Genomic DNA, 21,145 nt, shown 5'->3' with positions numbered 1-21,145 from the left:
AAATTGTTCGGGCTGCACCTACAAGCAGGGCTGAATAAGGTCTGCTCTTCACTTGTAGCTTGCAGCTTGGGGCTTGAAGCTGCACTCAGTGCCTGAAATGGCGCATGCCGGTGAACACCATCGCGATATTCGCTTCGTCCGCCGCAGCAATCACTTCCGCATCACGCATCGAACCACCCGGCTGGATCACCGCAGTAATACCGGCCTTGGCCGCATTGTCCAGGCCATCACGGAACGGGAAGAACGCATCCGACGCCATGACCGAGCCGGCGACCTGCAAGCCGGCGTGTTCGGCCTTGATGGCCGCGATACGGGCGGAGTTCACGCGGCTCATCTGGCCGGCGCCGACACCGATGGTCTGACGGTTCTTGGCATAGACGATGGCGTTGGACTTGACGTATTTGGCCACTTTCCAGGCGAAGATCAGGTCGTTGATTTCCTGTTCGGTCGGTGCACGCCGGGTGACGACTTTCAGGTCATCGGCGCCGATCATGCCGATATCACGGCTCTGCACCAGCAAGCCACCGTTGACGCGTTTGTAGTCCCAGGCAGCGGCGCGGTCGGCCGACCATTCGCCACAGGCCAGCAGGCGCACGTTGGCTTTGGCGGCCACAATGGCGCGGGCTTCTTCGCTGACGCTTGGTGCGATGATCACTTCGACGAATTGACGCTCGACGATGGCCTTGGCGGTTTCAGCATCCAGTTCGCGGTTGAAGGCGATGATGCCGCCGAAGGCCGATTCGGTGTCGGTAGCGTAGGCCAGGTCGTAAGCCTTGCGAATACCGCCTTCGGCATCCGGGCTGACCGCCACGCCGCACGGGTTGGCGTGCTTGACGATGACGCAGGCCGGCTTGACGAAGCTTTTCACGCATTCCAGCGCGGCATCGGTGTCGGCCACGTTGTTGTACGACAGCTCCTTGCCCTGCAGCTGGGTAGCGGTGGCGATGCCGACTTCAGCAGGCTTGGCTTCCACGTAGAACGCCGCGCTCTGGTGCGGGTTCTCGCCGTAGCGCATTTCCTGGGCCTTGATGAACTGGCTGTTGAAAGTGCGCGGGAATTCGCTGCGACCGGAGGTCGAGAGGGTGTCAGCGGCCTGGTTCACGGTGCCCATGTAGTTGGCGATCATGCCGTCATAGGCGGCGGTGTGTTCGAACGCCTTGAGCATCAGGTCGAAACGTTGAGCATAGGTCAGGCCGCCGGCCTTGAGGTTTTCCAGGACGTTGGCGTAGTCGCCGGCATTGACCACAATGGCCACGTCTTTGTGGTTCTTGGCGGCGGAACGGACCATGGTCGGACCGCCGATGTCGATGTTCTCGATCGCGGTCGGCAGGTCGCAGCCTGGCTTGTTGATGGTGGCTTCGAACGGGTACAGGTTGACCGCTACCAGGTCGATTGGCTTGATGCCGTGCTCGTTCATGATGGCGTCGTCAGTACCGCGACGACCGAGGATCCCACCGTGGATTTTCGGGTGCAGGGTTTTGACCCGACCGTCCATCATCTCTGCGAAACCGGTGTAATCCGCGACTTCCACTGCGGCAACGCCGTTGTCACGCAGCAGCTTGAACGTTCCGCCGGTGGAGAGGATCTCGACGCCGAGGGCTTCAAGCTCCTTGGCGAACTCGAGGATCCCGGTCTTGTCAGAAACGCTGATCAAGGCGCGGCGGATCGGCAGGCGGGTAGTCTGGTCGGTCATCTCAATTTCCATCAAAAGTGTCAGCAAAAAAGGCGACCGGTTTTACGCGGGCGCCTTTCTGGTTTGATTGAATGCTTACAACAAGTCGTACTGCTTGAGTTTCTTGCGCAGGGTGCCGCGGTTGAGTCCGAGCAGCTCACTGGCCTTGGTCTGGTTGCCCTTGACGTAGTTCATCACGCACTCGAGCAGGGGGGCCTCGACTTCGGATAGCACCAGGTTGTACACATCCGTGACGGCAGCGCCCTCAAGGTGGGCGAAATAATTGTGCAGCGCCTTCTCGACATTGCCGCGAAGGGTCTGACCTTCTTCGCTGGGCGTATTGAGGTGCTGTTTCAAATTCACGTTGTCGCTCACGGGCGTTGTTCCACTCACTAAAGTCTCAGTCATCATCGTCATGCGGCCACCCCTTCTCCGTCCCCTGTCAGGCTCTTATAACGTTCGGCGAAGAAGGCCTGAACGTTGGCGCATTGTGCTTCCGTATCCTGCAAACGATTGAAGTGGGCGCGAAACTCCCTGGCGCCCGGCAGGGTTGCGAGATACCAGCCCACATGCTTTCGAGCGATCCGTACCCCCATCACGTCTCCATAGAAGGCGTGCAGGGCAGCCAGATGCTCTAGCAGAATGCGTTCCACCTCGATCAGCTCCGGCGTCGGAAGTTTTTCACCGGTACGCAGGAAATGGTCGATCTCGCGAAAAATCCATGGCCGCCCCTGGGCAGCCCGTCCAACCAGCAATCCATCGGCACCCGTCGCGTCCAGCACGTAGCGGGCCTTCTCTGGAGAATCGATATCGCCATTGGCAAAAACCGGCATCGACACCGCCTGCTTGATCGCGGCGATGGTGTCGTATTCGGCAAAGCCGGTGTACAGGTCGGCACGGGTGCGGCCATGGACCGCCAACGCCGTGATGCCTGCCTGCTCGGCGATCTTCGCCACCGTCACACCATTCTTGTTGTCCCGGTCCCAGCCGGTGCGGATCTTCAGGGTGACCGGCACATCGACTGCGGCCACCACGGCCTGCAGGATCTCGGTCACCAATGCCTCATCCTTCAACAGGGCGGAACCGGCGGCCTTGTTGCAGACCTTTTTCGCCGGACAACCCATGTTGATATCAATAATCTGCGCGCCCATCTCCACGTTGGCCCGGGCCGCTTGCGCCAGCATCTGTGCATCACCACCGGCGATCTGTACCGAGCGTGGCTCGGGATCACCTTCGTGGATCATGCGCATGCGCGACTTGCGGGTGTTCCACAAACTCATGTCGCTGGTGACCATTTCCGAGACTACTAGTCCTGCGCCCAGTCGCTTGCACAGCTGACGAAAGGGCTGGTCTGTGACACCCGCCATCGGGGCGAGGATCAAGCCGTTGTGCAATGTGTATGGACCGATGCGTACCGCCGACATAGGACTTCCCTGTTGTGGGGCCGGATCATGAGAGTTCGAAAAAGGGTTGGCATGATACCCGCTCTCGATGACCGGATAAAGGCTGAATTGAACAAAATCTGAACAGTTATTCCGTTATCGCCAGCGGTTTGGTATCAGCGGTATCTGTCAGAAATGTGCCGTCAAACCCGCAGCACTGCACCGTTTCACTCGGGCGAGTGGAAGCTCAGGCTGTAATTAACGGCTTTTGTACCTGGATCGAGAATGTCCAGGGCGATGTGGATCGGCGTCTGTGGAGGCATTTCTGCCATCCCTTCGAGGTCGCCGCTCAGGTACTCGCCGGGCTTGAAGCGACGACTGGCGATCAGGTGACCGTTAAGGTCGGCAAATCGCAGCTCCAGGAGGGGGAAGGGCTGGGAGAACGGGGCGCGGTTGTAGATGATCGCATCGACCACCAGAGCGCCATTGAATTCCGGATGGCTGCGCACCACCAGGTTGCTGCTCTTGATTTTTGCGATGTCGACCTTGGACGGCACCGTGCAGCCGATCTGCGGGCAGAGCTGCTGAAACCAGGGGCGATACTGATCCTGGCGGGCCAGTTCATCGAAGTGGTAGGCGATGTATTGGCCGACGAGCGCGCCAGCGCCGACCAGAATCAGCAGCAGCCAGAGAAGGCGTCGGCCCCAGGGTGAGCGGCGTTTCTGCCAGTCGAGTTGCAACGGGTCGTCAGTCAGGTCCTGCAGGACTTCGGCACGCATCACCGGTTCGCGGCGTTTGCGCAGGGGTTCGATGGACGGCAGGTTGTCGTCGAGCGGGTCGTCGGCTGCTGACAGCCGTTCGTGGTGCAGAGGTGCGTCGAGCGGGTCGTTCAGGCGCAGTTGCACAAGTTGCGGCGTTTCGTCGCGCTCCTCGTCCAGGTCCTCGGGTTCCAGGGACAGCGAGGGTTCGGTGCGCGAAGGCCTGGCCTCGAGGTCGGGCTCGATGTCCGGTTCCGGGGTGACCATGGCCTCGTTGGCGGTTTCGTCGCGTTCGGCGGGCGATTGGCTGAACAGGCTGTCGGACCAGGGTTCTTCGTCTGGTTCAACGCTATCGCGGCGGGCACTCAGGCTGTCTTCGCGGTGGCGACCGAATTCGGTGCTCGGCTGGATTTCCCGTTGTTCAAGGCGGGCGAGTTCGCCGTCCAGGTCCAGCGTATCCAGATCCAGTTCGGCGGCGCTCCACTGCTTTTGGCTGACAGCTCGCGGTTCTGGCTCCTGGGTCACGGCCGGGGCCACGGGTGTCACCGCTTCCTTGCCGGCCTGCTCCAACAACTGCTTGGCGGCGTTGAAGACCTGCAGGCACGATCCGCAGCGAACCACTCCGCGGGCCACGCTCAATTGAGCATGGCTGACACGGAAGCTGGTTTGGCAATGCGGGCACTGGGTGACGAAGCTATCGGTCATGCGACGATCCGGATTATGCAGGTGTCCATTCTAGCGCCGACGGCCGGTGATGCGCACCCAGCCATCACGATTGGCGATCGGATCCAGGTCGAAGTCCTGTGTGTAGGCGGCGGCGACTTCTTCGCCTTGTTCGGCGAGGATGCCCGACAGCGCCAGGCGACCACCCGGCTTGACCAGGCTCGACAGTTGCGGAGCCAGGGATACCAGCGGGCCGGCGAGAATATTGGCGACCAGCACGTCGGCCTGAACCTGCGGTAGATCTTCTGGCAGGTACAGCGGGAACAGGGCGTCATCGATGTTGTTGCGCCCGGCGTTGTCACGCGATGCTTCCAGCGCCTGCACGTCGATGTCGGTCCCCACCGCTTCCTTGGCGCCCAGCAGAAGGGCGGCAATGGCCAGGATCCCCGAACCGCAACCAAAGTCCAGCACGTTGCAGTCCTTCAGGTCCTGGCCGTCGAGCCACTCCAGGCACAGCGCGGTGGTCGGGTGGGTGCCGGTGCCGAAGGCCAGGCCCGGATCGAGCAGCAGGTTCACAGCGTCAGGTTCCGGGGCGGCGTGCCAGCTGGGCACGATCCACAGGCGCTGGCCGAAGCGCATTGGCTGGAAACCGTCCATCCAGCTGCGCTCCCAGTCCTGGTCTTCAATGACTTCGCTGTGATGTTCGGGTAGCGGGCTGCCTGTGAGCAGTTCGAGGTGGGCCAGCACGGCCGCGGCTTCGGTGCCGCCTTCGAACAGGGCCAGCAAATGCGTGTGCGACCACAGTGGCGTGGTGTTGAGTTCCGGCTCGAAGATCGGCTGGTCTTCGGCGTCCATGAAGGTCACCGACACGGCGCCCACTTCGAGGAACGCGTCTTCGTAGGTTTCGGCTTGTTCTGGGCTGATGGCGAGACGGACTTGCAGCCAAGGCATGGCGGGCACCTTTGAAAAATATTGATTGCAGCCTAGCGGCCTGCGAGAAGCGCGCAAGTTTACGCGAGCGCGCGGGGTTTGTGGGAGTGGCGTGGTTTCTGTAGGAGCGGGGCCAGATGGGCAAAAACAAAAAAGCCGCCCCGAGGGCGGCTTTGATGTGAACTGACTAAAAGCTTAGTGCTTTTCGCCAGCCAGCTTGTGTTCCAGGTAGTGGATGTTGATCCCACCCTTGCAGAAGCCTTCATCACGGACCAGATCACGGTGCAGCGGGATGTTGGTCTTGATCCCGTCGACCACGATTTCGTCCAGGGCATTGCGCATGCGCGCCATGGCCTCGTCACGTGTTGCGCCGTAGGTGATCAGCTTGCCGATCAACGAGTCGTAGTTCGGCGGAACGGCATAACCGCTGTACAGGTGCGAATCGACGCGAACGCCGTTGCCGCCTGGAGCGTGGAAATGCTTGACCGTGCCTGGGCTTGGCATGAAGGTTTTCGGGTCTTCGGCATTGATCCGGCATTCCAGCGCGTGACCGCGGATGACCACGTCATCCTGGGTGAACGACAGCTTGTTGCCGGCGGCGATGCTGAGCATCTCCTTGACGATGTCGATGCCGGTGACCATTTCCGAAACCGGGTGCTCTACCTGGACACGAGTGTTCATCTCGATGAAGTAGAAACGACCGTTTTCGTACAGGAACTCGAAAGTGCCAGCGCCACGGTAACCGATGTCGATGCACGCCTTGACGCAACGGGCGAAGACTTCCTGGCGAGCCTTCTCGTCGATGCCCGGTGCCGGCGCTTCTTCGAGAACTTTCTGGTGGCGGCGCTGCAGCGAGCAGTCACGGTCACCCAGGTGAATCGCGTTCCCCTGGCCATCGGACAGGACCTGAACTTCCACGTGACGCGGGTTGGTCAGGAATTTTTCCAGGTAGACCATCGGGTTGCCGAACGCTGCGCCCGCTTCGGAGCGGGTCAGTTTCGCCGAGGAAATCAGGTCTTCTTCCTTGTGCACAACACGCATGCCGCGACCACCACCACCGCCAGCGGCTTTGATGATCACCGGGTAACCGACTTCGCGACCGATGCGCAGAGCGGTTTCTTCGTCTTCAGGCAGTGGGCCGTCGGAACCCGGAACGGTTGGAACACCAGCAGCGATCATGGCGTGCTTGGCCGAAACCTTGTCGCCCATCAGGCGGATGGTTTCGGCTTTCGGACCAATGAAGGCGAAGCCGGAGTTCTCGACCTGTTCGGCGAAATCAGCGTTTTCCGCAAGGAAGCCGTAGCCTGGGTGGATGGCGGTGGCGCCAGTCACTTCAGCGGCGGCGATGATTGCCGGAATGTGCAGGTAAGAGTGGGCGGCCGAGGCCGGACCGATGCAGACGGATTCGTCTGCCAGGCCCAGGTGCATCAGCTCTTTGTCGGCCTTGGAGTAAACGGCGACGGTCTTGATGCCCATCTCTTTGCAGGCGCGCAGAATCCGCAGTGCGATCTCACCGCGGTTGGCGATCAGAACTTTTTCCAACTTCGCAGTCATCAAAGTTTCTCCGCGGTTCAAACGATGGTGAACAGCGGTTGGTCGTACTCAACCGGCTGGCCGTCTTCGACGAGGATGGACTCGATTACACCGCTGGCTTCGGCTTCGATGTGGTTCATCATCTTCATGGCTTCGACGATGCACAGGGTGTCGCCTTTCTTCACGGTCTGGCCGACTTCAACGAAGGACGGCGAGGTCGGCGAAGATTTGCGATAGAAAGTACCGACCATCGGCGAACGGGCAACGGTGCCGTTCAGTACCGGTGCGGCAGCAGCAGCCGGGGCGGCAGCGGCAGCAGGAGCAGCGGCAGGCGCGGCAACCGGAGCCGGCATCGGCGCTGGAGCGTAGTACTGCTGGGCTGGAGTCTTGCTGTTACGGCTGATGCGTACGGACTCTTCGCCTTCCTTGATCTCGAGCTCGTCGATGCCGGACTCTTCCAGCAATTCGATCAGTTTCTTAACTTTACGGATATCCATGAATCATCAACTCCCAAGGGTCGGTCAGGGGCGTATAGCCTGTTGTTCAAGCTGCTCCAGGGCGGCCTCCAGGGCCAGTCGGTAACCGCTGGCGCCAAGGCCGCAGATCACTCCCACCGCTACGTCGGAGAAGTAAGAGTGATGGCGGAAAGGTTCGCGTTTGTGCACGTTGGACAAATGCACTTCGATGAATGGGATGCTCACCGCCAGCAGCGCGTCACGTAATGCGACACTTGTGTGTGTAAAAGCTGCTGGGTTGATCAGAATGAAGTCCACGCCTTCGCTGCGGGCCGCGTGGATCCGGTCGATCAATTCGTACTCGGCGTTGCTTTGAAGGTGCAGCAAATGATGGCCGGCGGCACGGGCGCGTTGTTCCAGGTCCTGGTTGATCTGGGCCAGGGTCGTGGCGCCATAGGTGCCCGGTTCGCGGGTGCCAAGCAGGTTCAGGTTGGGGCCGTGCAGCACCAGTAGGGTCGCCATCTGCTGTTCCTTGTTATCCGAATGCATGTGTCAGAACCCGGCGACTATGCCGCAAAGCCTTTATGACTGTCCAGTTCTATGCAATAGGCAGCACGATGGCCGATGATTGCGCGAGATATGTGACTGGGCGGTGAAATCCGGTCAGTTTGAGGATGTTTGTGTATTGGAGTTGGGGGAGGATAGCGGAGAGTTGTGGATTGCGCTGGGATGCAAGTGAAGGGGAGGCCAAACCGGCCTCATCGCGGGCTTGCTCGCGAAGGCGGCCGGTCAGTCAACACATGATTTGGATCAGACCCGAAACGCCTGAACCGCCGTATCCAACCGCCCACCCAGCACCAGCAAGTGCTCCCCTTGCTCGCGCCCTTCACCAATACGCAGCAGGTTGTCCCCGCCCAATTGGTGAATGCGCTCGCTGTGATCGCGAATTTCGCTAACCGCGCCACTTTGCTGCGCGGTGACATCGGCGATGCGGATCGCAGTGTCGGCGATGGTCTGGATCGCGCCGACGATTTTGTCCAGCGCACCATCGGCTGCCTGGGCCTGGCTGGCAGTGGCTTCGGCGTGTTCCACCTGGGCGCGCATGCCTTCCACCGACTCGCGCGCCGCACTTTGCAGGCCGGCGATCAGGGTCTGGATCTCGGCCGTGGCGCCCGCCGTGCGTTGCGCCAGTGAACGGACTTCTTCAGCCACAACCGCAAACCCTCGGCCCATTTCGCCGGCGCGGGCGGCTTCGATGGCGGCGTTCAGGGCGAGCAGGTTGGTCTGGTCGGCAATCGAACGGATCACCGTCAGTACGCCACCAATGGTCGCCGACTCCTCGGCCAGGTGCTCGATCATTTGTGCGTTGCCTTGTACTTCCTCGACCAGCGCATGCAGGCCGGTCAGGCTCAGGCCAATGACTTCCTGTCCGTGTTCCACCGCCAGCCCGGCATGGCGGCTGGCGTCGGCAGCCTGGCTGGCATCGCCAGCGACCTGTTGAATGGTCGCCTCCAGTTCACCGAGCGAGTCGCGAATCAACGCGGTATCGCCGGCCTGATGCTCGGCGCCGTTGTGCAGTTCGTTGCTCAACTCAGCGAGCGTCCGGCTGGTGCCCGAGACTTGTTCGGCGTTGAGGCGAATGGTGCCTACCAGGTCGGCGAGGTAGGCGCGCAGGCGGTTGAGCGAGGCCTGGATATCATGCAGCTCGCGGTTGGTCTTGCCCAGTTCGATGTCCCGGCTGAAGTCGCCCTCGGCCCAGGTCAGCAGCGCGGGCGCGAGATTGGTCAGGGTCCGGGCCAGGCGCCGTTGCAGCGTGTCGATCAGCAGCGCGATCAGCAGAATCAGGCCAATCATCACGCCTTGCATCAGTCGGACTTCACTCTGAATCTGTCCGTGCTGGGCGCGAACCACCGGTTCCAGCCCTGCGATCGCCTGCTGTACCTCAGCGATTTTCTGGTGCGTTGCGGCGCTCAGGTCGGTGCGCTTCTGGATCTGTTCGCGGGTGCGCTCAAGTTCGGCGGGGTAGCGAGTCAGCAGGCTATTAAGGTCGCGCTTGAGTCCGACGCCGGCATCCTCGGTCTCGGTTTTTTCGGTGTTTTCCAGGCCCATCATCGCGGCGAAATCGTCGGAACCCGATTCGTGGGTACTGGCAACGCCGAGCAGCGGCAAGGCGTTCAGCAGCTCCGCTTGTGTGCGGATGCTGGTGACTTCGCGTTCAACATCCGCCGCCAGTTCGCTGCGACCGCTGCTGACCAGCTTGTCCCGCGCCAGAGACAGTTTGCCCAGGTGCTGGGAAGCGGCCAGCAACGGTGTCAGATACGTCGCGTGACCGCTGGCGTACTGGCTGAGCTGATCGAGACTGGCTCCGAGTTCCCGTTCGGCTTGCAGCAGCAGGGCCTGAGGGTCGCCAGCGAGTTTCCCAGCGGCCAGCAGATCGGTTTTGCTGAATTCATCCAGGTTCTTAAGGCTGGGGCGCAAGGAGTCGGCCAAGGGCGGGGGCAACGCGCCCAGTTCCTTTTGCAGTGTTTCGATTGCCTGGCTGGCACCGCTCAGGCGCAGTGCGTCACCGCTGGCGAGGTAGTCCTCGACGTTGCGCGCGACTTCATTCTGAAACTGCTGGGACAGACCCAGGTAGCGCTCCATCAACAGATAAGGACGTTCCAGGGCTTTTTGCGACCACCACAGGGTGACTCCGAGGGCGACGCACACGGCGACTAAAAGGAGGGTATTGAAATTGGTCAGCAATTTGAGGCGCATCGCGGACTACCAACGGCAGAATGGTAAGTCCGTGAAGTTATTGCGATTGTGTTACATGGTTATGACGGATTCGGTCGATTCCGATGAAAAAGTGGCACTTTGCTTTGATGTCCGCGCCGCATGCACCCGATTGCGTCCGGCATGCTTGGCGCGATACAGGGCTTCGTCAGCCTGACTCGCCATCATCAGGCTGTCAGAGTCCTCGCAGAGTTCAACCACCCCGGCGCTGAACGTGCACCACAGGTCCTGGGGCTGGGCCGGGTAATGAATCTCGGCAAAGCGCTGACGGATCTCGTCGAGTACGTTGTGAGCCGCTTCGATATCGGTGTCGGGCATCACGATGGCGAACTCTTCGCCACCGTAACGACCGATGAAGTCGGTCTTGCGCAGGCGTTGCTTGAGAAACAGTGCCAGGCTCTTGATCACTCGGTCGCCCATGGGGTGGCCGTGGCTGTCGTTGACTCGTTTGAAGTGGTCGATGTCCAGCATCGCAAAGCTCAGTGGCTTGTTCTCGCGGCGAGAACGGAAGCTGCAGTCTTCGAGTAGTTGCAGAATGTGCGTGTGGTTGTACAGGCCAGTGAGGCTGTCACGCACCATTCGCGCCTTCAGGTTGCGGGCCCGGGCTGCGCGGTTGCGCACCGTGGTGATCAGGTGCCGGGGCTTGATCGGCTTGGTCAGGAAGTCGTCGCCGCCCTCGCTCATGGCGTCGAGCTGTTTGTCCTGATCGTCCTCGGCGGACAGGTAAATGATCGGCACGCTGACATAACGGTCATTGTGGCGAATCACCTTGGCCAGTTCGGTGCCGGTGCAGGTCGGCATATACATGTCGAGGATGATCAGGTCGGGCTGAAAATCGGCCAGTTCGGCCATGGCCTGGATCGGATCGATCAGGGTGCGCGTGACGATTCCGGCGCTGTTGAGCAGGCGTTCGGTGTGCAGCGCCTGGGCGCGAGAGTCGTCGATGACCAGCACCTTATAGGGCTCGTACTGCGCGACGCAGGTCAGGACTTCGATTTTCTCCAGCAGGCTCGAGGCTTCGAGAGTGCCGGTCAGGAACTCCTGGCCACCGGCTCGCACGGCGGCCAGGCGGGTGGGAGTGTCGGTTTCGTGCAGGCTGAAAAACAGCAGCGGTAATGGTTCGTCCAGGCCGACCTGTGCCTCGGCGGCCAGTTTGAGGCCGATACCAGGGCCGCAGAAGTCCACGTCCATCACAATGGCGGCAGGCAGGCGCTCGACCATCGACGATCGGAACGCGGCCACGCTGTCGATGGACTGGGCGCTGAGCCCGAAGAATTCCAGTTGTTTGGTCAGGCGCTCGGCTCGCTCGTGATCCTGCAGCATCACGTAGATCGGCTTGCGCAGGGGCGGCAGGAAGGTCTGTTCGAGTTGATCGCCGTGGCGCAGGCCGGTGCGTGACAGGCGCTGCATCAGGCGATTGAGATCGGTGATCAGCCCGCTGCTCAAACGTCCGCGATTGGCGTCGACCGCTTCCAGGGACAAGCCGATGTTGCGTGCCAATTGGGTATGTTCCGGTTGCTCGAAGCGCTCGGCGAAACGTAGCAGGCGCAGATTGGCCTCGCTCAATTCCGCCAGATCGGCGATGGACCACTCACTGCGTTGCAGGCGCTGCCAGATCTCAAGAATTTGACGTGCCTGATGAATTACCCGCTGGGCAAAGTGATGCTTGAGGCGATCGCGGCTTGGGTCTTCTGGCTCGGTCATATCCTGACTACTAGGTAGGGTGCATGCTGAGGTCGACTGGTGGCTCTATGCTAGCACCTCTTTTCGCCGGGATGAGTGTCGTACGTCAATAATCTGCAACCTGACCGCATTCATTTTCTGACTTGGCGGTCCTCAAATGCCTGTTCGTTGTTGGGTGCGACCCGTAAAACGGGTGCTGCGAGGATTTTCGGCCACGAGTTTACGAAGGTCTGCGCGATCCTCGTTGCCGGGCCATTGTGTTTTTCAGTGGTCTGGATCCTATCGGGGATCTAGGCTGGCAGGGGTCAGGGATTCCCCTAGAGGTCATCGTGACAAGCGTCAGCACCGAAACCAGCCTGCGCTACCCGGCGCCAGATCGATATTGCGTCCGGATAACTCGACGACAGGTGCCGGGCAAAGGCACGTTGTTGTATGGTTGTGGTCGAACCGTTGAACCCAAGTGATTGAAAGGACATCGCCATGCTGGACTGGAAGAACCGCGCGGGCAGCGCGCCTGAACGACCTGCTGAACCGAAATCGGCCACCCGCAGTTACGTTGGCGGCCTGCTGTTCAGTCGCGCGCTGGCCACGCTGATCGGTCTCTATCTGCTTGTGACCATTGCGCTGGGTTGGTACTGGAGCCAGGAGCCAGCATTGTTCCCGGTTCAACAGAATGCCCAGATCGCCGCCGAGAAAGAAGGCAAGCAGATGGTCATCGGGTATACCACCGTGGAAACCCTCAAGACCGTCGCCGATACCCTGCTGACCAAACCAGGTGGCTATATTTCCAACGACCGCTTCCCGCCGGGCCTGTGGATGGATAACACGCCGAGTTGGGAATATGGCGTGCTGGTCCAGGTCCGCGACCTGACGCGCGCCTTGCGTAAAGACTTCGCCCGCTCGCAATCACAGTCGGCCGAAGACGCCGATCTGGCAAAAGCCGAGCCGCGTTTCAACTTTGACAACAAAAGCTGGGTGCTGCCGTCCAGCGAGTCCGAGTACCAGGAAGGCATCAACTCCCTGAACCGTTATCAGGCGCGCCTGTCTGACCCGACGCAGAAAAACGCGCTGTTCTACGCTCGCGCCGACAACCTGAACAACTGGCTGGGCGATGTCGGTACCCGCCTGGGTTCGCTGTCGCAACGTTTGTCGGCCAGCGTCGGTCGGGTCAAGCTGAACACGGCGCTGAAGACCGAAGTCGTCGCACCGGGCGAAGTCCCGCAGGTTGACGAGGAAATTGTCGAGACTCCGTGGATGCAGATCGACAACGTGTTTTATGAAGCCCGTGGCCAGGCTTGGGCGCTGTCCCATCTGCTGCGCGCCATCGAAGTCGATTTCGCCGATGTGCTGGCGAAAAAGAACGCGACGGTCAGCGTGCGCCAGATCATTCGTGAGCTCGAGGCCTCGCAAGAGCCGGTGTGGAGCCCGATGATCCTTAACGGCAGCGGCTTCGGCGTGCTGGCCAACCACTCGTTGGTGATGGCCAATTACATTTCCCGGGCCAACGCCGCCGTGATCGATTTGCGTCAACTGCTCAATCAGGGCTGAGTCATGGTCGATAACGTGAGGGAGGCCGCCCATCGCGCGGCTTCCGATGCCGAACAGATTGCCTGGGTCGATGAGCAGGACAACCTGCTCGGCTCCCTGGTGCGCTCCGATCTGCGCGAGCGCGGGCTGATCGGGCGCGGCACGTACATCATGCTGTTCAATACCGCCGGTGAGCTGTGCGTACACCGGCGCACCCTGAGCAAGGCGATTTATCCAGGTTACTGGGACGTCGCGGCGGGAGGCATGGTGCTCGCCACTGAAACCTACGCCGAGTCGGCTGCCCGGGAGCTGGAGGAAGAGTTGGGGGTGAGCGGCGTGGAACTGACAGCCCACGATTATTTCTTTTTCGAGGACACGGATAACCGGCTCTGGTGTTCGGCATTTTCCGCCGTGTGGGACGGGCCCCTGGTCCTGCAACCGGAGGAGGTGCTGGAAGCGCGTTTTATCCCGGTTGAGCAGGTCATGCAGGAAATCCAGCAAAAGCCCTATTGCCCGGACTCCCTGGCCGCTTTGAGGCGCTATCTGCGCACTCACGGTGGCGACGTCGCAAAGGAGGCATAAATTGGCGCCGATTGGCTCTTAGCAATCGGCGTTTTTGCCGTTACACTGCGCGACCTTTTCAAACTGTAACGTTTCACAGTACCTGTAAGGGCGAGCACGCTCGCGTGGGGTGTCAGGCTGTCAGCGTTATCGTTGACGACCATCGCGAGTAAACTCGCTCCTACAGGTACGGTGTTGTCTCTGTAGGAGCGAGCTTGCTCGCGATGGTGGACCAGGCGCCGTGGGGTGTCAGGTTGTCAGCGTTATCGTTGACGACCATCGCGAGTAAACTCGCTCCTACAGGTACGGTGTTGTCTCTGTAGGAGCGAGCATGCTCGCGATGGTGGACCAGGCGCCGTGGGGTGTCAGGCTGTCAGCGTTATCGTTGACGATTATCGCGAGTAAACTCGCTCCTACAGGTACGGTGTTGTCTCTGTAGGAGCGAGCATGCTCGCGATGGTGGACCAGGCGCCGTGGGGTGTCAGGTTGTCAGCGTTATCGTTGACGATTATGGCGAGTAAACTCGCTCCTACAGGGAGTCAAACGTTGCAGTAGCGCTGCCCCTGCCTGAGTGGGGCTTCGCGGTCGATAGCCTGCCCCAGGCTGCGACCAGTCTTTGTCCTCCCATAGAGGATTGCCGGTGGCCAAAAAAGCCGCATCCTTCGCCGCCCTTGGTGGCTTGGTATTTTCCACCGACGCAGGTCGTCATTGCCCGGAATGCAGTAAACCGGTGGACGCCTGCATCTGCAAACAAACCGTTATCCCGGCCGGCGACGGCATCGCGCGCGTGCGTCGCGAGAGCAAGGGCCGTGGTGGCAAGACGGTGACGACCATCACCGGCGTGCCGTTGGCCGAAGACGCGCTCAAGGAACTGGCGACCACGTTGAAAAAACGTTGTGGCACCGGCGGGGCGTTGAAAGACGGCATCATTGAAATCCAGGGCGATCATGTCGAGCTGCTGCTGGGTGAACTGATCAAGCTCGGTTTCAAAGCGAAGAAGTCCGGCGGCTAGCAGCCTCTGTGAAGATCATCGGTGGCTTGACCCCGTCCTGAAACCTGCGGACCCGGTGTCGCCACCATGCTTTTCACAGAGCCTGTTCCTGACTGGCTTCTAAACTCGTTGCGGTCGACGAGGTCTACCCCTTCGTTGACGAACCGTCATTTTCATTCTTTAGACTGCGCCGGCCTGAATCCAGGTGACGCTCCATGACTTCTTTATAGGGGACTTCAATGTCCGTACGACGCACACGCAAAGACGATGGCAGCCAATGGACAGTTGCGGACAGCCGCAGTGTTTACGGGATTCGCCATTGGGGGGCCGGATATTTCGCGATCAATGATGCCGGTCGCGTCGAGGTTCGTCCGAACGGCCCACAAAGTTCGCCTATCGACCTGTTCGAGCAAGTCGACCAGCTGCGCCAGAGCGGCCTGTCCTTGCCGTTGCTGGTGCGTTTTCCCGATATCCTGCAAGACCGCGTACGTCAGCTGACCGGCGCATTCGACGCCAACATCGCGCGCCTGGAATATCAGAGCAAGTACACCGCGCTGTACCCGATCAAGGTCAACCAGCAGGAGGCAGTGATCGAGAACATCATCGCCACGCAAAACGTGTCGATCGGCCTGGAAGCCGGCTCCAAGCCAGAGCTGCTGGCCGTACTGGCCCTGGCGCCCAAAGGTGGCACCATCGTCTGCAACGGCTACAAGGACCGCGAGTTCATTCGCCTCGCGCTGATGGGCCAGAAGCTTGGCCACAACGTGTTCATCGTGATCGAGAAAGAGTCCGAGGTGGGGCTGGTGATCGAAGAGGCTGCCTCGCTGAAGGTCAAGCCACAGGTTGGTCTGCGCGTGCGCCTGTCGTCCCTGGCTTCGTCGAAGTGGGCCGACACCGGTGGCGAAAAATCCAAGTTTGGACTGTCGGCGGCGCAACTGCTGTCGGTGGTCGAGCGTTTCCGCGCGGCGGGCCTGGATCAGGGCATTCGCCTGCTGCACTTCCACATGGGGTCGCAGATCGCCAACTTGGCTGACTACCAGCACGGCTTCAAGGAAGCGATCCGCTACTACGGGGAACTGCGCAACCTTGGCCTTCCGGTGGATCACATCGACGTCGGCGGCGGCCTTGGCGTTGACTACGACGGCACCCATTCGCGCAACGCCAGCTCGATCAACTACGACATGGACGATTACGCCGGTGTCGTGGTCGGCATGCTCAAGGAATTCTGCGATGCGCAGAGCCTGCCGCACCCTAACATTTTCTCCGAGAGCGGCCGTTCCCTGACCGCACACCACGCCATGCTGGTGGTGCAGGTCACCGACGTCGAGAAACACAACGACGACGTGCCGCAGATCGAGAACAAGGAAGCACTGCCGGAAACCGTGCAGTGGCTGGTCGATCTGCTCGGCCCGACCGACATCGAAATGGTCACCGAAACCTACTGGCGCGCCACGCACTACATGAGCGATGTGGCTTCCCAGTACGCGGACGGCAAAATGACGCTGGCGGAAAAGGCCCTGGCCGAGCAATGCTACTTCGCTGTGTGCCGTCGCTTGCACAACTCCCTGAAGGCGCGCCAGCGCTCCCACCGTCAGGTGCTGGACGAACTCAACGACAAGCTCGCCGACAAGTACATCTGCAACTTCTCGGTTTTCCAGAGCCTGCCGGATACCTGGGCCATCGGACAGGTCCTGCCGATCCTGCCGCTGCATCGCCTGGACGAAGAGCCGTTGCGCCGCGCGGTGTTGCAGGACCTGACGTGTGACTCGGACGGCAAGATCAAGCAGTACGTCGACGAACAGAGCATCGAAACCAGCCTGCCGGTGCATGCGCTGAAGGATGGTGAAGACTACCTGCTGGGGATCTTCCTGGTCGGTGCCTACCAGGAAATCCTTGGTGACATGCACAACCTGTTCGGTGACACCGATTCGGTGAACATCTATCAGAACGCCGACGGCAGCGTGTATCACGCGGGTATCGAAACCCACGACACCATCGAAGACATGCTGCGTTACGTGCACTTGTCGCCGGAAGAGTTGATGACTCACTACCGCGACAAATGCGCCAGTGCTCGCATCTCGGCCGCCGAGCGTACCCAGTTCCTCGACGCCCTGCGTCTGGGCCTGACCCGTTCGTCTTATCTGTCTTCCTGACGTCAGCCGCTGCCCCCACCGGGTTGTCTGAAAACTAACTGCGCAATGCGGGAATTTCAGATGACCTGGGTGCGGCGTTTCCTGGTTTTTAGCCAAAGTGGTTCCCGCTTCCGGCTCTCAAAGTTATCTGGTCTTCTTTTCTCGTAGGCCATTTCCTAAGTTGTACTTCAGCTCTCTACTCGGCCATGTCTCTCGGCGAGAATTCCCGGCTTCCCTTCCTGTAGAGAATCGCCGATGTTCGATCCAGTCAACGAACAGTCATTTCGTCTGGATGTAGCCGGTCTGCCTGCGCCTTTTGAAGTCCTGGCCTTTATCGGTAGAGAAGCGATCAGCGAACCCTTTGCGTTTGACGTTGACCTGCTGATCGAAGATCCGACGCTCGACTTGGCCAGCTTGCTCTACCGAACAGCCGTCCTGCACTTCGGTTCCCTGGGCAGTGCGCTGCATGGCCAGTTGCATGAACTGGTCCAGCGCGACCATGGCCCGAGCGCCAGGCTTTGTCAGATACGCCTGGGGCCGAAGCTCACGTGTCTGGCCCAGCGTTTCAGCCAACGGATCTTCAATGGGCTGTCGGTGCCTGACATCCTGGACCGGGTACTCAGGGAGCATGGCATCGTCGGCAAGGATCGCCGCTTTGAGTTGCAGGGCGATCACCTGCCTCGGGATTTCTGCACGCAATATCGAGAGTCGGATTTGCAGTTTCTACAGCGCCTGTGTGCCCAGGAGGGGGTGCATTACCACTTTGAACATCAGCCGCACGGCCACTGCCTGGTGTTCGGCGACGGCTTCGGGCATTTCCGCTCTTGCACCCAGGCGTCATTCCAGGTCGGGGGCGAGCAACCAGGCGTGCGGCAATTCCAGCTCCAGGCCGGCCAGCACAGGGCGTCGGGGGCCGAAGGTCGTACCGACCTGCCGGATTTGCGCAGCGGACACTCGATGCCGCTGGTCGGCCATCCGGTCGCTGAGTGGAATCAGCCCTGGCTGCTCACGCATGTCGAACATCACGGCAGTCAGGATCCTTATGAGCCCTACACCAACAAGATCCGCGCCATTCCCTGGCAAGCGCCCGTCATGGCGTCTCAGGGGCCTGCCCAACCGCGCATGCACAGCCTGCAACGGGCCTGGGTGGTCGATGTCGATGAACTGCGGCCCGACCCTTCCCGGCCGGTGGCCGTCCAGTTTGACTGGCTCTATCAGGGCGAAGGTGCGAGCCCCAGTCATTGCTGGCTGCCGCTGGCCGGCGAACTGCAAGGTGCGCAGACGTTGAGTGAGGGTACTGAGGTGGTGGTGAGCTTCATTGAGGGCGATCCGGATCAGCCGATGATCTGTGGTTTTCTTCCGCCACCGGAGACGGTTGAAGTACTCCAGGTGTCCGCTGTGCCGGTCGAGGGCCAGGCCGGGGCGGGGATGCTGGAGTTGCTGCGCTCGGGCGAGCCTCTGGTGTTGCTATGTCTTTTGCCGGGTGGTGGAAGTTTCAGTCATTGCGCCGAGGCGTTGTGCACCTGTCGGGTATTGCTGCGCTCTGGTCAGAGCGGTGCGGCATGATCGGCGTGACTGCGCAATGGCTGCTGCTGGATGTCCCGAGTGTCCCGCGAACACGGGCGTTGCTGCAAAAGCCGTTTCCCCGGGCCCAGTGGTTCTGGTTGTTCGAAGGCACGCACTGGCATGCACTGCGCGAAGACGGGCCGGCGTTGATCGACCTTCGAGAGTGCCCGGCCCTGGCACAGGCCTGCTACAGCCAGGCACAAGTTTGTCGAGGCTTGCTGATTGCCAGTGAGGCGCCAGCGTCTCGGCTGCTGGAACATCTGCGTCGCATGCTCACGGTCACCCTGGGCGTGCACCGTGCCCTGTTGAGTTATTACAACCCAAACACAGCCAGCTATTTTTTCGATGCCTGTGATGCCGGTGAGCTGAGCCGTTGGTTGGGTCCCATCAACCAGTTGCACTGGTTCGGCGGCACCTGGGCCGACCGCGCAGTGGGCTGCCAGGGGTGGCAGCAACTGCTCAATCCTGCACTTGCCGTACGCCCGCTGGCCGTTGAAGAAAGCCTTAGCCCCCTTCAGCGCGAAAAGCTGCAGACCTGCCTGCTGGAACAGCACGCCTGGCACTGGAGTCAATCCACCGGGACCGATTACCCGCGCTTGTGGGCCTATCTGCAGGAAGGCCTGACCCTGGGTTTCAGCGATCGGCCGGTGCTCGACGGCTGGTTATGGCTGCGCCTGCAATACCCCGAGGCTTCGCCGGTGCTGCCCTTGTCGGGGCGCACGCAACAGGAGCGCCTGGACAGCTTGAGCCAGTATTGGCAGAACGATCAGGCTCAATGAGTTCGCTCGGCAAACCAGCGATCCTGCTGGCGCAACGACCAGGCAATAGCGCCCAGGGTCAGGCTGCGCAGCACCATGAACAGCAGGAACGATATCCACAGGCCGTGGTTGCCCAGGTCGCGAAGTCCCCAGGCCAAAGGCAGGGTCAGCAACACCGCCAGAACCATGCCGTTGCGCATTTCCCGGGCGCGGGTGGCGCCGATGAACAGGCCGTCGAGGATGTAGCTCCAGACGGCGATCAACGGCAGGGCGGCCAGATAGGGCAGGTAGATGAAGGCGGTGTCGCGCACACTCTGGATATCGGTCTGCATCTCGATGAACAGGTGCCCGGCGACGACAAACAACGTGGCAAATCCCACGCTTGCCAGCAACGACCAGCCGCAGGCGACGACCAGCGAACGGCGCAAGGCATCGCGGTCGCGGGCGCCGATGGCGTGCCCGCATAACGCTTCCACGGCATGGGCCAGGCCATCGAGCGCGTGTGCGGTCAGCAGCAGGCCATTGAGCAGCAGGGCGTTGGCGGCCACGGTGGAGTCACCCAGTCGCGTGCCTTGCACGGTGATCAGAATGAACACCGATTGCAGCAGCAGGCTGCGGATAAAGATGTCACGGTTGACCGTCAGCAACGGCCGCCAACTCTGCCATAGCGCCAGGGCGGGCCAGGCGATCTGGCCCGGGTAGGCACGCAGGGCCTTGCGGGTCAGCAGCAGGCCGATCAGCGCACCGGTCCACTCGGCAATCACCGAGGCCCGGGCGGAACCGGCCACGCCCCAATCCAGTCCGAGGACAAACCACAGATTCAGCGCAATGTTGACCAGGTTGGTGCTCAGCAGGATCGCCAGCGGCGCACGGGCGTTCTGGGTGCCGAGAAACCAGCCGACCAATGCATAACTGGCGAGTGCCGCCGGCAGACCGAACAGGCGGGTGTGGAAAAACTCCCGGGTCATGTGGTCCAGTTCCGCTGTCGGCTGCATGTAATGCAGCGCGATACCACTCAATGGCACACCCAGCGCACCCAATGCCAGGGCCAGACCCATGGCCAGCAACAGGCCCTGCAACAGAATCTGCCGCAGCGCCGCGCCATCTGCCCGGCCGGCGGCCTGGGCGGCAAAGCCGGTGGAGCCCATGCGCAGGAAGCTCATGGCCCAGGCCAGAAAACTGTACAGGCTGGCGCCGACCGCGACTGCACCCAGTTGGTGGGCGTGGGGCAGGTGGCCGATGACCGTGCTGTCGACCAGTGCCACCAGGGGCACGGAAATGTTCGAGAGAATCATGGGGGCGGCGAGCGCCCAGACCCTACGATGGGTGGGACGGTCGCGCCAGTCGGCGGTCAGGTTGGACATGCAGGCTCCTTGGGGGAGCCTGCATTGTAACGACAGTTCGGGCTGCTCGTGGCTAGTGGATGATCCAGCTCAACAGCCACAACCCCAACAGCAACCAGATGATCCCCATGATGATCGACGCGTTCATGAACGCCCGGATCGCCGACCACAAGAGCATCAAGCCCACGATCAGGGCAATGATGCTGACGATCGAGGTGTCCATGCCCAGGGTGCGGGACAAACCCTCGACGAAATTGCCGCCGGCATTGCTCAACAGATTGAACAGACCGCTGAGGGCGTCAACGATAAAGCGGATGACCGAACCGAGCGCCTGGCCCAGCCATTCGAAAAAGCTTTCTACCTGCATGTCGTGAACGTCCTGATGTCAGTGGTTGAGCCTTGGGCCACGGAGTACT

At 61.0% G+C, this 21,145-nt stretch carries 18 protein-coding genes; 6 read left to right on the top strand and 12 right to left on the bottom strand.

The genetic code is table 11. From position 1 onward, the window contains the following. Nucleotides 1-85 precede the first annotated feature (85 nt). From purH to gcbA, 10 genes are all read right to left on the bottom strand, one after another. Nucleotides 86-1,693 (bottom strand): bifunctional phosphoribosylaminoimidazolecarboxamide formyltransferase/IMP cyclohydrolase, encoded by a 1,608-nt coding sequence (gene purH, locus AB4N64_RS21980; protein WP_460118452.1) that lies wholly within the window; start codon nt 1,691-1,693, stop codon nt 86-88. Between the two features lie 75 nt (nt 1,694-1,768). Beyond that, nucleotides 1,769-2,089 (bottom strand): DNA-binding transcriptional regulator Fis, encoded by a 321-nt coding sequence (gene fis / locus AB4N64_RS21975; protein ID WP_030128251.1) that lies wholly within the window; start codon nt 2,087-2,089, stop codon nt 1,769-1,771. After that, entirely contained in the window at nt 2,086-3,096 is a 1,011-nt protein-coding gene (gene dusB, locus AB4N64_RS21970; RefSeq protein WP_460118450.1) for a tRNA dihydrouridine synthase DusB, read from the bottom strand. The genes fis and dusB overlap by 4 nt, the downstream gene beginning before the upstream one ends. Nucleotides 3,097-3,281: 185 nt before the next feature. Further along, nucleotides 3,282-4,517: a DUF3426 domain-containing protein gene (locus AB4N64_RS21965; protein ID WP_460118448.1), complete on the bottom strand. Its 1,236-nt coding sequence runs from the start codon at nt 4,515-4,517 to the stop codon at nt 3,282-3,284. A 30-nt stretch (nt 4,518-4,547) separates the two neighbouring features. Continuing rightward, a complete protein-coding gene (gene prmA, locus AB4N64_RS21960; RefSeq protein ID WP_460118446.1) occupies nt 4,548-5,426 on the bottom strand; it encodes a 50S ribosomal protein L11 methyltransferase in 879 nt (292 codons plus the stop codon). A 174-nt stretch (nt 5,427-5,600) separates the two neighbouring features. Next, the gene (accC, locus tag AB4N64_RS21955; protein ID WP_460118444.1) at nt 5,601-6,959 is read right to left on the bottom strand and encodes an acetyl-CoA carboxylase biotin carboxylase subunit; all 1,359 of its coding nucleotides are present in this window, start codon (nt 6,957-6,959) and stop codon (nt 5,601-5,603) included. 17 nt (nt 6,960-6,976) lie between these two features. Continuing rightward, nucleotides 6,977-7,435: an acetyl-CoA carboxylase biotin carboxyl carrier protein gene (gene accB / locus AB4N64_RS21950; protein ID WP_460118442.1), complete on the bottom strand. Its 459-nt coding sequence runs from the start codon at nt 7,433-7,435 to the stop codon at nt 6,977-6,979. Between the two features lie 24 nt (nt 7,436-7,459). After that, a complete protein-coding gene (gene aroQ / locus AB4N64_RS21945) occupies nt 7,460-7,915 on the bottom strand; it encodes a type II 3-dehydroquinate dehydratase (protein WP_371052193.1) in 456 nt (151 codons plus the stop codon). A 288-nt stretch (nt 7,916-8,203) separates the two neighbouring features. Continuing rightward, nucleotides 8,204-8,752, bottom strand: coding sequence for a methyl-accepting chemotaxis protein (locus AB4N64_RS21940; RefSeq protein ID WP_460126829.1), 549 nt, complete (start codon nt 8,750-8,752; stop codon nt 8,204-8,206). A gap of 1,449 nt (nt 8,753-10,201) precedes the next feature. Further along, nucleotides 10,202-11,872 (bottom strand): diguanylate cyclase GcbA, encoded by a 1,671-nt coding sequence (gene gcbA / locus AB4N64_RS21935; protein WP_460118439.1) that lies wholly within the window; start codon nt 11,870-11,872, stop codon nt 10,202-10,204. A 459-nt stretch (nt 11,873-12,331) separates the two neighbouring features. Between gcbA and AB4N64_RS21930 the strand changes: the two genes are divergently transcribed. The 6 genes from AB4N64_RS21930 to AB4N64_RS21905 all read left to right on the top strand — a co-directional run bounded on the left by AB4N64_RS21930 (nt 12,332) and on the right by AB4N64_RS21905 (nt 19,407). After that, nucleotides 12,332-13,399 (top strand): DUF2333 family protein, encoded by a 1,068-nt coding sequence (locus AB4N64_RS21930; protein WP_460118437.1) that lies wholly within the window; start codon nt 12,332-12,334, stop codon nt 13,397-13,399. Between the two features lie 3 nt (nt 13,400-13,402). Continuing rightward, the gene (locus AB4N64_RS21925) at nt 13,403-13,960 is read left to right on the top strand and encodes an NUDIX hydrolase (protein WP_460118435.1); all 558 of its coding nucleotides are present in this window, start codon (nt 13,403-13,405) and stop codon (nt 13,958-13,960) included. Nucleotides 13,961-14,579: 619 nt separating this feature from the next. Beyond that, a complete protein-coding gene (locus AB4N64_RS21920; RefSeq protein WP_046032986.1) occupies nt 14,580-14,951 on the top strand; it encodes a translation initiation factor Sui1 in 372 nt (123 codons plus the stop codon). 218 nt (nt 14,952-15,169) lie between these two features. Then, nucleotides 15,170-17,083: an arginine decarboxylase gene (gene speA, locus AB4N64_RS21915; RefSeq protein ID WP_460118433.1), complete on the top strand. Its 1,914-nt coding sequence runs from the start codon at nt 15,170-15,172 to the stop codon at nt 17,081-17,083. Nucleotides 17,084-17,317: 234 nt separating this feature from the next. Further along, entirely contained in the window at nt 17,318-18,628 is a 1,311-nt protein-coding gene (locus AB4N64_RS21910) for a type VI secretion system Vgr family protein (protein WP_460118431.1), read from the top strand. Beyond that, nucleotides 18,625-19,407 carry a DUF4123 domain-containing protein gene (locus AB4N64_RS21905; protein ID WP_460118430.1) on the top strand — a complete coding sequence of 261 codons (783 nt, stop codon included), beginning with the start codon at nt 18,625-18,627 and terminating at the stop codon, nt 19,405-19,407. Before AB4N64_RS21910 ends, AB4N64_RS21905 begins: the two co-directional genes overlap by 4 nt. Here the strand turns inward: AB4N64_RS21905 and AB4N64_RS21900 are convergent. Next, nucleotides 19,401-20,750 (bottom strand): MATE family efflux transporter, encoded by a 1,350-nt coding sequence (locus tag AB4N64_RS21900; protein ID WP_460118428.1) that lies wholly within the window; start codon nt 20,748-20,750, stop codon nt 19,401-19,403. The genes AB4N64_RS21905 and AB4N64_RS21900 overlap by 7 nt on opposite strands. Before the next feature lie 52 nt (nt 20,751-20,802). Continuing rightward, nucleotides 20,803-21,096: a hypothetical protein gene (locus AB4N64_RS21895; RefSeq protein WP_460118426.1), complete on the bottom strand. Its 294-nt coding sequence runs from the start codon at nt 21,094-21,096 to the stop codon at nt 20,803-20,805. Between the last annotated feature and the right edge of the window lie 49 nt (nt 21,097-21,145).

It is taken from the genome of Pseudomonas sp. S2_C03 (assembly GCF_054668405.1).
Note: the sequence above shows the minus strand (reverse complement) of the source record. Positions and strands in the feature narration are given on the sequence as shown.

Excerpts from the sequence above, each read along its gene's own strand:
- purH (WP_460118452.1), bottom strand. The coding sequence starts at position 1,693 with ATGACCGACCAGACTACCCGCCTGCCGATCCGCCGCGCCTTGATCAGC.
- fis (WP_030128251.1), bottom strand. The coding sequence starts at position 2,089 with ATGACGATGATGACTGAGACTTTAGTGAGTGGAACAACGCCCGTGAGC.
- dusB (WP_460118450.1), bottom strand. The coding sequence starts at position 3,096 with ATGTCGGCGGTACGCATCGGTCCATACACATTGCACAACGGCTTGATC.
- AB4N64_RS21965 (WP_460118448.1), bottom strand. The coding sequence starts at position 4,517 with ATGACCGATAGCTTCGTCACCCAGTGCCCGCATTGCCAAACCAGCTTC.
- prmA (WP_460118446.1), bottom strand. The coding sequence starts at position 5,426 with ATGCCTTGGCTGCAAGTCCGTCTCGCCATCAGCCCAGAACAAGCCGAA.
- accC (WP_460118444.1), bottom strand. The coding sequence starts at position 6,959 with ATGACTGCGAAGTTGGAAAAAGTTCTGATCGCCAACCGCGGTGAGATC.
- accB (WP_460118442.1), bottom strand. The coding sequence starts at position 7,435 with ATGGATATCCGTAAAGTTAAGAAACTGATCGAATTGCTGGAAGAGTCC.
- aroQ (WP_371052193.1), bottom strand. The coding sequence starts at position 7,915 with ATGGCGACCCTACTGGTGCTGCACGGCCCCAACCTGAACCTGCTTGGC.
- AB4N64_RS21940 (WP_460126829.1), bottom strand. The coding sequence starts at position 8,752 with ATGATCGAGCACCTGGCCGAGGAGTCGGCGACCATTGGTGGCGTACTG.
- gcbA (WP_460118439.1), bottom strand. The coding sequence starts at position 11,872 with ATGACCGAGCCAGAAGACCCAAGCCGCGATCGCCTCAAGCATCACTTT.
- AB4N64_RS21930 (WP_460118437.1), top strand. The coding sequence starts at position 12,332 with ATGCTGGACTGGAAGAACCGCGCGGGCAGCGCGCCTGAACGACCTGCT.
- AB4N64_RS21925 (WP_460118435.1), top strand. The coding sequence starts at position 13,403 with ATGGTCGATAACGTGAGGGAGGCCGCCCATCGCGCGGCTTCCGATGCC.
- speA (WP_460118433.1), top strand. The coding sequence starts at position 15,170 with ATGTCCGTACGACGCACACGCAAAGACGATGGCAGCCAATGGACAGTT.
- AB4N64_RS21910 (WP_460118431.1), top strand. The coding sequence starts at position 17,318 with ATGTTCGATCCAGTCAACGAACAGTCATTTCGTCTGGATGTAGCCGGT.
- AB4N64_RS21905 (WP_460118430.1), top strand. The coding sequence starts at position 18,625 with ATGATCGGCGTGACTGCGCAATGGCTGCTGCTGGATGTCCCGAGTGTC.
- AB4N64_RS21900 (WP_460118428.1), bottom strand. The coding sequence starts at position 20,750 with ATGTCCAACCTGACCGCCGACTGGCGCGACCGTCCCACCCATCGTAGG.
- AB4N64_RS21895 (WP_460118426.1), bottom strand. The coding sequence starts at position 21,096 with ATGCAGGTAGAAAGCTTTTTCGAATGGCTGGGCCAGGCGCTCGGTTCG.